We start from the raw sequence: 9,811 nt of genomic DNA on the forward strand, positions 1-9,811 counted from the left end.
AAGCCCGGTTCTCGAACCTCGCCTCGACGGCTTGGCGGAAATCGAGGCCTCCTCCCGGTCGAAGCAATTCATAGAGCAATCGATTTTGGGATACAATACCCATATTGGGTCGATCGACGAAAAGCGCTGCAACAGCCCATTAGATTTGCGCTGTTACTATAATATATTGGTGATTATTGATGCAGTGCGGAAAAACCAAAGGGATCCAATTATCGGCCCTTAACGGGGAATTTGGAAACTTGGGATCCCAAATGGGAATTCCCTACCGCCGGGACGTAGGCCCTAGTGTTCGTTTTCGTCCTGCATCATGCCATTGATATGGCCCGCGGGACTGTCGAGGTCGAAGATCGGCAGGATGCGCGAGCCGTCGATCGCGAAAAGCCCCTTGCTGATGCCGAGGCTGATCTTCACGCCTTCTCCGTGCTCGCGAAAAAGGCTTTCGGCGCGCGCGCCGTCGCGGGCGATCAGCGCCGAGACCATGTGATGGTGCTGCCAGTGCGCATAATGCAGGTGCTGCGCCCGCTCCTTGCGAGTGATATTGTCGAAGCGGATCGAATCCGGCGCGCCGAACGGCACGCGGTCGAACAGGCTGGTGAGCTGGTGCAGCAGGTTTCCGCCGGCAGCCTCGATGATCAGCGTGTGGAAACGCAGGTTCATTACCGCGTAACGCTCTTCGTTGACGGGATCGTCGATGCCGCCATTCTCGAAGATATCGTCACCTTCCCGCAGGCAGTCCTTGAGCTCCGCCACCAGCGTCGGCGACGGACCTTCGCTGGCGATCTTCTTGGCCGCATAACCTTCGATCATCGAACGCAGCTCGATCGCCTCGATCACGTCGGCCACCTTGTAGGCCCGGACACGATATCCGCGCGCGCCGACCCGCTGCAGCACGCCCTCTTCGACGAGCACCGCCAGCGCATGCCGGATCGGCGTGCGCGACACGCCAAGCGCTTCGGCCAGCCCGGATTCGGACAGTTTCTTGCGCGGGTCGATCGTGCCGTCGCTCGCCCAGGTCCTGAGCTTGTCGATCACGTGCTGCTGGCGGGTTTCCTGCTTCTCAGGCCCGGGAGGGTTCGGGGGTCGGGTGCCTGTGGTCATGCTTGGGCCTCACCTGCGCCATATCGAAATGCGGATCGCGCCGGCCAGAGAAAAAGACCGACGGGAACATCGCTTCAATATTGAATATCTGCGACAAAACGCAAGTTTTCCATATCTGTGGCCAGCCGAAACGATCAGTTGCGCACGGCCCAGGCAGCCTCCACGGGTGCGGCGACCGTGACCGGGCGGCCGATATCGACGTTCGAAAGCGACGAGGCCTCGACATGCAGCGTCTGCGCCGGCGTCTTGACCATGATCGAGCGGTGCGAACCGCGGAAGATCGCCTGCGAAACCTCGCCAGACCAAGAGAGGTCGCCGTTCACCTGGCCCGCATCGCGAACATGCAGGTTTTCGGGGCGAACCATGACGGTGACATCCGCACCCTTCGGCATTTCCGTCGCCGCATGACAGTCGCCCGACCAGCCCTGTCCTTCGACCGAGAGCTTGTAATATTGCCCGCCATTCGGGCGGCAATCCTTGACTGTCGCGTTCAGGAGGTTGGGCGTTCCGAAGAAGGCGGCGACCTGCCGGTTTTCCGGTCGGCGGTAGATCTCTTCCGGCGCGCCGACCTGCAGGATCTTGCCGCCATGCATGACGACCACCCGGTCGGACAGCGCCATGGCTTCCGCCTGGTCGTGGGTGACATAGAGCGCGGTGATCTTCAGGCGCTGCTGCAGGGCGCGAAAATCGTCGCCCATCTGGGTGCGCAGGCGCGCGTCGAGGTTGGAGAGCGGCTCGTCGAGCAGCAGCACTTCCGGCTCGAACACCAGCGCGCGGGCGATCGCCACGCGCTGCTGCTGGCCGCCGGAGAGCGCCGGCGACGGACGTTCGGCATATTGCTCCATCTCGACAAGGCGCAGTGCGTTCATGACGCGATCCCGGACTTCCGTGTCGGGACGGCGGCGGATGCGCAAGGGGTAGGCGACATTGTCGAACACCGTCATATGCGGCCAGATCGCGTAGGACTGGAAGACCATGCCGAGGCGGCGGCGTTCGGACGGCACGAAATAGCCCTTGTCCGAATCCGAGACGACATTGTCGCCGATCGCGATGCGGCCGCCGGTATTCTTCTCAAGCCCCGCCACCATGCGCAGCGTCGTCGTCTTGCCGCAGCCCGACGGCCCGAGCAGCGTGACGAACTCACCGCTCTTGATCTTCAGGTTCACGTTGTCCACGGCGGTTATCGCGCCATACATGCGGCTCACGTTTTCGAGCGTCACCGAAGCCATATTTCTCTTCCTTTCGGAGCGGATGCCTGGATCCGCTTAAACGACAACCAAAAATCGGCCGGCGGCCGCAGCCGCCGGGCCTGAAGCCTAAAGCTTGCTGATGCGGGCCTTGATGAAGCTGAGCTGCACCCAGCGGAACACGATGACCAGGAGCATCATCATCAGGCCGATGACGCTTACCTGTTCGGCATTGCCGTTGGCCCAGAGCTTCATCAGCACGACGGCGAGCGTTTCCGATCCCACCGAATAGAGCAGGATCGACGCCGACAGCTCGCGCATGATGCCGAAGAAGGTCAGCACCCAGCCGACGGCGAAGGCTGGCCAGGCGAGCGCCACCATGATCCGCCACATGGTCTGGACCCAGGTTGCGCCGTGGACGCGCGAACATTCTTCCAGATCATAGGAAAGCTGGTGATAGGCGCCGGTCATCACCCGCACGGAGACCGGCGTGCCGAGCGCGATATAGGCAAGCAGCAGCGCCCAGATGGTGCCATAGATCGGGATCGGACCGGGCAACATCGCAAACGCCCAGAGGAAACCGACGCCGAGCACCATGCCCGGCATCATCCACGGAAGCCAGGCCATGCTGTCGATCAAGTTGCGGCCGCGCCAGCGGGTGCGCACCGAGATGTAGGCGACGACCGCGCCGAGCGCCATGGTCGCGGTGGCGCCGAGCAGGCCGAGCACCATCGTATTGCGGACCGCCCGCCAGAATTCGCTGTTGGCGAAGACGTTCCGGTAGTGCTCCAGCGTCAGCATGTCGTAGGTATAGAAGCCGAAGAAACGGAAGAACGAGCCGAGCATCAGCTGCCCGATCGGCAGCACGACGGTGATGAAGAAGAACAGCACGCAGAAGGCGAAGGTGACCCAGCGCCAGGGCCCGAGTTCCATGACGCTCGGGCGAAACCCCTTGCCCGTGACGGTCTGGAAACTCTTGCCGCGCAGCATCCACCACTGCCAGATGACGAGCAGGAACATCAGCCCCATGATCGCGAAGGAAAGCGACGTCGCGTACTGGTAGTCGGGCGTGGCCCGGTGGTTGATCGACTCGTAGATGTCGGTGGTGATCACCTTGATGCCCGCCGGCAGGCCGAAGAACAGCGCCGACTCGAAAGTCTCGATGCCCTTGATGAAGCTCAGCATGAACGAGCTGGTCAGCACCGGCAGCATCAGGAGCAGCGTGATCTTGCGGAAGGTCGTCCAGCGCGAAGCGCCGCACATGCGGCTCGATTCCTCGAGCGACGGGTCCATCGCCCGGAAGGCGTCGACCATGAACAGGAACAGGAACGGGATCGAGTACTGGCACATGTGCCAGATGACGCCCCCATAGGAATAGATGTTGACGAGCGAATCGGTACCACCGGTCAGCCAGCGCCAGACCATGTTGATGACGCCGACCTGCGGGTTGGCGAGCATGCCCCAGGCCATGGCGGTCAGGATCGGCGGAATGAAGAAGGGCAGCGTGATCAGCACTTCCAGCGTGCCGCGGAACGGCGTGTCGGTGCGCGCCACGATCCAGGCGAGGAATACCGCGATCGTCAGCGACGGTATGGTTTTCGCAAGCGATATGCCCACCGTGTTGGCCAGAACGATGAGGTTCTGGGTGGTCATGATCGACCGGTAGCCGTTCAGGTTGAACTCGCCGGCCATGCCGGGCGGCGTCGAATGCAGGCTGCCGTAGAGCAGCATGGCGAGTGGATAGATCGTCAGGAAGCCGAGGATCAGAATCAGCACCAGCATGCCGATCAGACGCCACAGCGACCCGCCCGAAAAGGCGCGCGTGAAAGCATTGCCGGCAATCGTCGGCGCAGTTTCGGCGATGTCGTCCAGGGGGCGATTGTGGATAATCGTCATGGGATCCTCGCGGCTCCGGATATGAAAAACGGCACCGCCGGCCCGACGATCGGACCGGCAGCGGCCTGGGAGGCTTACTTGAAGATGTCCTTGGACTTGGCCAGCATCTCGTTCTGGCGGGTCGTATCCGTCGTGCCGTAGAGCTTGGCTTCGGAAATCGCCTTGACGTCCGCCGGCAGGCCATCGGTCATGCCGGGAAGGACGGGACCGTAGCCGAGACCCGCGTAGATTTTCTGCACGACCGGGCCCTGCATGAAATCGAGATAGAGCTTGGCGGCGTTCGGATGCGGAGCCTTCTTGAGCATGACGTTGCCGTAGAGAACGTAGGGAACGCCCTCCTCGGGAATGATGAACTTGACCGGCAGCCCCTTCAGATCCGAAAAGTCGGTCATGATCACCGGCATGTAGATCGAATATTCGCCGCGTGCCGTGCGGCGCTGTGACTCGCGCTGGTCGCGGGTGAAGACGAGCTTCTGGGTCGCGACCTTCTTCACATAGTCCTCGCCGATCTTGTCATAGGTCGAGAAGAACCAGAGGTAACCGGCACCGATCGCGCGCGGATCGTCGGAGAGGATCTTGCCCTGCCACTTGGGGTCGGCAATGTCCTTCCAGCTCTTCGGCTCGTCGGCAGGCTTCACGAGGCCGGTATTGATCATGATCCCGTAGGGAATGGTCATGACCGAGGCCATCGGCACCTTGAGCTTGAACTTGTCGCCGATCTTTTGCGAATTCGGGGTGACCGGCAGCGGATCGACGGACTTGTCCTCCTTGTCGTAGAGCATGGTCTGCCCTTCGCTGGTGAACATCACGTCGGCGGCAAACCGGCCGGCGGCCTGCTCGACGCGGACGCGCTCGCGGATTTCCGAGGCGCGCGCCTCGAGAATTTCGACTTCTATGCCGTATTCCTTGGTGAACGCGGCGGCGATCTGTTTGGTGCTCGGCTGGCCGACCAGCGCGGTATAAAGGATGAGCTTGCCTTCCTTCTTGCCGGCCTCGACCACTTTCTGCCATTCGGCATCCTGCGCGAAAGCGGGCAGGCCTGCCGCCGCCGAAATGGCAAGGCTGCCCGCAGCCGCCATGAAAAACCGGCGCGACCATTTTTGAATGGCCGAAGTCTTCTGAATGAACGAACTCATGGATGTGTTTGTCGTCACGTGTCTCTCCTCCCTGGAACCGACGATCGAGCATCGCGCCCGGGACTTAGGTCCCGGCACTCGACGCTCAAAATTTCTGCGGCCACCGGCCGCGATCTCCTTTGTCACCGCAAGCGGCGCCGCTTTCCCGAACGGCTACTCGATCTCGACGGCTTACCGATCGCTTCGAAACGATCTGGCGCGCACCCTGCAATTGACAAGGTCCCTGATAAGCACCGCATGATGCGGAACATTTGGGCCTTCAGCTCGGACAGGATCGGCCTTGGCCAACTGCAAACTCCCTTTTCTGAATTCCGATCTGCGCCGGCTCTCCCTGCCAGTCGCGGCGATGCCACAGGCACCGGAATTCCCTCTTCTGTTAGATTGACCTTTTCCCGTGCAGGGGAAAAGCACCATTTTTTTACATTCACTTTTCTCGAAAATAGAAAGATGAATTGTGCTACCGTTTACGCGGAGGGCCGCTCGACAGGGCGGCATGGGAGACCTAAGACATTGGATACGCTTATCAATATCCGCACGTTCCTGGCGGTTGCCCGATCCGGCAGCTTTTCGGCGGCGGGCCGACATCTCGGCGTCGCACCATCGGTCGTGACCAAACGCATCAGCCGGCTGGAAGACCAGATGCGGGTCAAACTCTTCGTCCGCTCGACCCGCCAAATCATCCTGACTGAGATCGGCGAGCGCTATCTTCCCCGCTACCAATCCCTGGTCAAGGACATCGACGATGCCATCAGCGGAGCGGCGGCCGTCGCCCAGCGGATCGAGGGACATTTGAGGATCAAGGCGCCGACGACGGTGACGATTGCCTTTCTCGCCCGCATCCTCAGCGATTTCCAGCAGGAGAACCCGAACGTCACCATGGACCTTGCCCTGGTCGACCGTTCCGTCAATCCGGCGGAGGAAGGATACGATATCGCGCTCGGCGCCCTGCCCGCCTCCTATTCCAACGTCATCGACGAACCGCTCTGCCCCTATCCGCGAAAGCTCTGCGCCGCTCCGGACTATCTCGAAAACCGCGGCCTGCCGAAACATCCGCGCGACCTCGTTGACCATATCTGCCTCACCTTCCACGCAACCGGCTCGACATGGTCGTTCCTCAGCCCCGGCGGGCCGATCGACGTCGAGGTGCGATCTGCCTTCAGCGCCAACGACACGCAGATCCTGCACGACCTGGCGCTCAGGGGCCGTGGCGTCGCCATGGTGGCGAACTATGTGGCGGAAGAATCGATCAGGAGCGGCAAACTGATCGAGCTGCTGCCGGACTTTCCGGTCGCGGAGCTCTGGCTGAAGGCGCTCATCCCCCAGACCCAGGCACGCAAACCGACCGTGCGCGCTTTGATGGAATGGCTGCGCATCCATATGCGCTCGGCCCTGGTGATCGGCGAGCGCCCCGCTTGAATGCGGCACCTTTGCCTTTAAAGAAAAGCTGAAGGGCATTTGGCTTTCTCGAATCGAGAAAGCCGCTACGATGAAAAAGTATATTCTCATAGGCCCTGGTGCCCCTTACCCTCTCAAATCGAGGAAACGCATCGCTGATGCGGGGGGCAATCGTCCTTTGACAAGCCACCCGGGAGTGAGGTTCAGGCCTGCCGCGGCATAACGAGGAGCGGCTCGCCGACAGATAAGGGAGGTTTTGAGCGGTGGATACTGCTGTGACCGAGCGGCGCCCTATGCTTTCGCAATTGGGCGCGATCGATTGTGACGTTCATCCGGACGCGCCGGGGCGTGAGGATCTTCTCCCCTATTTCGACGAATACTGGCGTGAGATCGTCACCACGCGTGATGTCGACCGCCTCGAACTCACCAATTTCCCGACGCGGACAAAACCGTTCTTCCGGGAGGACTGGAAGGCGACGGACGGCAAGGGCGTCGAAAAGCTCCGGAAAAACCTGCTCGATCCCTACGGCCTCAAATACGCGATCCTGAACTGCGTCACCGCCGTGCATGCGATCTACGATCCCTATCTCGCGACCGCCGTCTGCCGCGCCACCAACGACTGGCTGAAGGCCGAATGGCTGGACCGCGACCCGCGCCTGCGTGCCTCCCTCGTCTTGCCGTGGCAGAACCCGGAAGCCGCCGTCGAGGAAATCGAGCGCTTTGCCGACGACAAGCGTTTCGTGCAGGTGCTGGCGCTCTGCATGGGCGAAATGCCGCTTGGCCGCCGTATCTACTGGCCGATCTACGAGGCCGCGCAGCGGCACGGTTTTGCGCTCGGCGTGCATGCCGGCAGCGCCTACCGGCACGCGCCGAGCCAAAGCGGTTTCCTCTCCTATCTCGCCGAGGACTATGTCCATCAGGTCCAGGGTTTTGCGGCCCAGGTCGGCAGTTTCGTCGCCGAAGGCGTGCTCGGAAAATTCCCGGACATGAAGATCGTGCTGATCGAATCCGGCGTCTCCTGGCTGCCCGGCCAGATGTGGCGGATGAGCAAGGACTGGCGCGGCGCCCGCATCGAGATCCCATGGGTGAAGGAACCGCCTTCGGCGCTGGTCCGCCGCCAGATCCGCATGACGACGCAGCCCTTCGACGCACCGCGCGACCCGGCCGAGCTGGAACGCATCATCGAGCATCTCGATGCCGACGACATGCTGCTGTTCTCGACCGACTATCCGCATGCGCAATTCGAGGGCGATGCCGCGATCCCCGCCGGTTTCCCGGAACGCCTGCTCGATCGGCTGGTTCGGGACAATGCGCTCGCCACCTATCCGCGACTGGAGGACTAAGCCATGGACCATGCCGTTCTGGACAAGGACACAAAAGTCGAGGCCAAGCTCGGGATTGTCGATTGCGATATCCATCCGGCCTTCGGTTCGCCCGCCGAACTTGCGAAATTCCTGCCCGTTCGCTGGCGTGATCATCTCGCCGACTATGGCCAGCGCAGCGCCAACCCGGTCGTCGGCACCCTGCCCTATCCGCGCATGACCCCCGGCAACGGCATGCGCCGCGACGCCTGGCCGCCGAACGGCGGACCGCCGGCATCCGACCTTGCCTATCTGCAGGAACAGCTGCTCGACCCGCTCGGCATCGAATACGGCATCCTGCAGCCGCTGGCGGCCGGTTCCTCGACATTGAACCAGGAACTCGGCGCCGCGATGTGCTCCGCCGTCAATGACTGGCAGCTCGACAAATGGACAGGCCCGGACCCGCGCCTGAAAGCCTCGATCTCCGTCACCCAGGAAGACGTACCGGCGGCTCTCGCCGAAATCGAAGCACGCATCGGCGACAGAAGTTTTGCACAGATCGCCATCCCGCCGCGCACCATCGAGCCGGCCGGTCGTCGCCGCTACTGGCCGATCTACGAGGCTGCCGAACACTACGACATGCCGATCGGCATGCATTCCGCCGCCTACGGCCAGCACGCCAATAGCGGCGCCGGCTGGCTGAACTTCTATATCGAGGAACACTACGCCTTCTCGCACAGTCTGCAGAGCGTCGTCACCAGCATGGTCTTCGAAGGAGTCTTCGAACGATTTCCCAAGCTGAAGCTGGTGGTCGTCGAAGGTGGCTTTGCCTGGGCGGCGCCGCTGATGTGGCGGCTCGACAAGCAGTGGGAGCGGATGCGCTCCGAAGTGCCGCATGTGAAGCGACCGCCGTCCGAATATATCCGCGAAAACGTCTGGTTCACCACCCAGCCGATCGAGGAGCCGGAAAACAACCGCCACCTGCTCGACACGCTGCGCTGGGTCGGCATCGACCGGCTGATGTTCTCGACCGACTATCCGCACTGGGATTTCGACGATCCGCGCTACGCCTTCAAGGTGCCGCTATCGCCGACGGAGCGGGCGCAGATCTTTCGCGACAACGCCAAAAACGTCTACCGACTGCCGTGACCCGGAAGGCGAGCAGCAGCTCTTCCGGAAACGCAATCAACATCGATGGATTGAACAAAGAATGGCCCGTCACGTCATCGCCAAGGTCGACGAACTCGACATCGGTAAATCCAAGCTGGTGAAAGTCGCAGGCCGCGACATCGCCCTCTTCAACGTCAAGGGCGAGTTCTTCGCGATCGCCAACCGTTGCCCGCACGAAGGTGCCGATCTCTGCCGCGGCCAGGTGGTCGGGCTTGCCGAAGCCGACGAGCCCGGCAAAGTCCGCATGACCCGGCACGGGGAACTCGTCCGCTGCCCCTGGCACGGCTGGGAATTCGACATCCGCACCGGCAAATCCTGGTGCGACCCGGCGCGGACCCGCGTGAAAAGCTTTGAGGTCGCCGTCGCCAAGGGCGGAGCGCTGACGGAAGGGCCGTATCAGGCCGAAACCTTCCCGGTCTCCATCGACGAGGACTATGTCGTCGTCGAGATCTGAGGGGATATTCAGGTTTCGTGGGTTCTGACCAAGACCTGGTATATAGGCGCCGGGTGGCTTCAAGCGTCCTCAGACAACCGTCACCTCCCAGCCTTGCTACCAATGGCCTTGCTCCCACCGACCCTTCTCCCGTCGGCCTTACCGCCACTCGACGTCATCCTCGGGCTTGACCCG

At 62.0% G+C, this 9,811-nt stretch carries 8 protein-coding genes; 4 read left to right on the plus strand and 4 right to left on the minus strand.

Features of this window, described 5'->3' with window-relative positions:
* Nucleotides 1-282 precede the first annotated feature (282 nt).
* The 4 genes from ABCW43_RS19500 to ABCW43_RS19515 form a co-directional block, all read right to left on the minus strand.
* Nucleotides 283-1,098: a GntR family transcriptional regulator gene (locus tag ABCW43_RS19500; RefSeq protein WP_345927442.1), complete on the minus strand. Its 816-nt coding sequence runs from the start codon at nt 1,096-1,098 to the stop codon at nt 283-285.
* A 134-nt stretch (nt 1,099-1,232) separates the two neighbouring features.
* Nucleotides 1,233-2,327: an ABC transporter ATP-binding protein gene (locus ABCW43_RS19505; protein ID WP_046639150.1), complete on the minus strand. Its 1,095-nt coding sequence runs from the start codon at nt 2,325-2,327 to the stop codon at nt 1,233-1,235.
* Nucleotides 2,328-2,414: 87 nt separating this feature from the next.
* Nucleotides 2,415-4,181, minus strand: coding sequence for an ABC transporter permease (locus ABCW43_RS19510; protein WP_345927446.1), 1,767 nt, complete (start codon nt 4,179-4,181; stop codon nt 2,415-2,417).
* Between the two features lie 74 nt (nt 4,182-4,255).
* The gene (locus tag ABCW43_RS19515) at nt 4,256-5,335 is read right to left on the minus strand and encodes an ABC transporter substrate-binding protein (RefSeq protein WP_345927448.1); all 1,080 of its coding nucleotides are present in this window, start codon (nt 5,333-5,335) and stop codon (nt 4,256-4,258) included.
* A 492-nt stretch (nt 5,336-5,827) separates the two neighbouring features.
* On the opposite strand from ABCW43_RS19515, the gene ABCW43_RS19520 reads away from it, so the two are divergent.
* The 4 genes from ABCW43_RS19520 to ABCW43_RS19535 all read left to right on the plus strand — a co-directional run bounded on the left by ABCW43_RS19520 (nt 5,828) and on the right by ABCW43_RS19535 (nt 9,637).
* A complete protein-coding gene (locus tag ABCW43_RS19520; protein ID WP_345927450.1) occupies nt 5,828-6,733 on the plus strand; it encodes a LysR family transcriptional regulator in 906 nt (301 codons plus the stop codon).
* 242 nt (nt 6,734-6,975) lie between these two features.
* On the plus strand, nt 6,976-8,055 hold the full coding sequence (locus ABCW43_RS19525) for an amidohydrolase family protein (RefSeq protein WP_345927452.1): 1,080 nt from the start codon (nt 6,976-6,978) through the stop codon (nt 8,053-8,055).
* 3 nt (nt 8,056-8,058) lie between these two features.
* A complete protein-coding gene (locus tag ABCW43_RS19530; protein WP_345927454.1) occupies nt 8,059-9,162 on the plus strand; it encodes an amidohydrolase family protein in 1,104 nt (367 codons plus the stop codon).
* Nucleotides 9,163-9,223: 61 nt separating this feature from the next.
* Nucleotides 9,224-9,637, plus strand: a complete 414-nt coding sequence (locus ABCW43_RS19535; protein ID WP_345927456.1) for a Rieske (2Fe-2S) protein — start codon at nt 9,224-9,226, stop codon at nt 9,635-9,637.
* Nucleotides 9,638-9,811 lie beyond the last annotated feature (174 nt).

Source organism: Neorhizobium tunisiense, assembly GCF_039631515.1.
GTDB lineage: Bacteria > Pseudomonadota > Alphaproteobacteria > Rhizobiales > Rhizobiaceae > Neorhizobium.

What these genes read in the sequence shown, in the direction of transcription:
- ABCW43_RS19500 (WP_345927442.1), bottom strand. Translation starts at nt 1,098, where the DNA reads ATGACCACAGGCACCCGACCCCCGAACCCTCCCGGGCCTGAGAAGCAG.
- ABCW43_RS19505 (WP_046639150.1), bottom strand. Translation starts at nt 2,327, where the DNA reads ATGGCTTCGGTGACGCTCGAAAACGTGAGCCGCATGTATGGCGCGATA.
- ABCW43_RS19510 (WP_345927446.1), bottom strand. Translation starts at nt 4,181, where the DNA reads ATGACGATTATCCACAATCGCCCCCTGGACGACATCGCCGAAACTGCG.
- ABCW43_RS19530 (WP_345927454.1), top strand. Translation starts at nt 8,059, where the DNA reads ATGGACCATGCCGTTCTGGACAAGGACACAAAAGTCGAGGCCAAGCTC.
- ABCW43_RS19535 (WP_345927456.1), top strand. Translation starts at nt 9,224, where the DNA reads ATGGCCCGTCACGTCATCGCCAAGGTCGACGAACTCGACATCGGTAAA.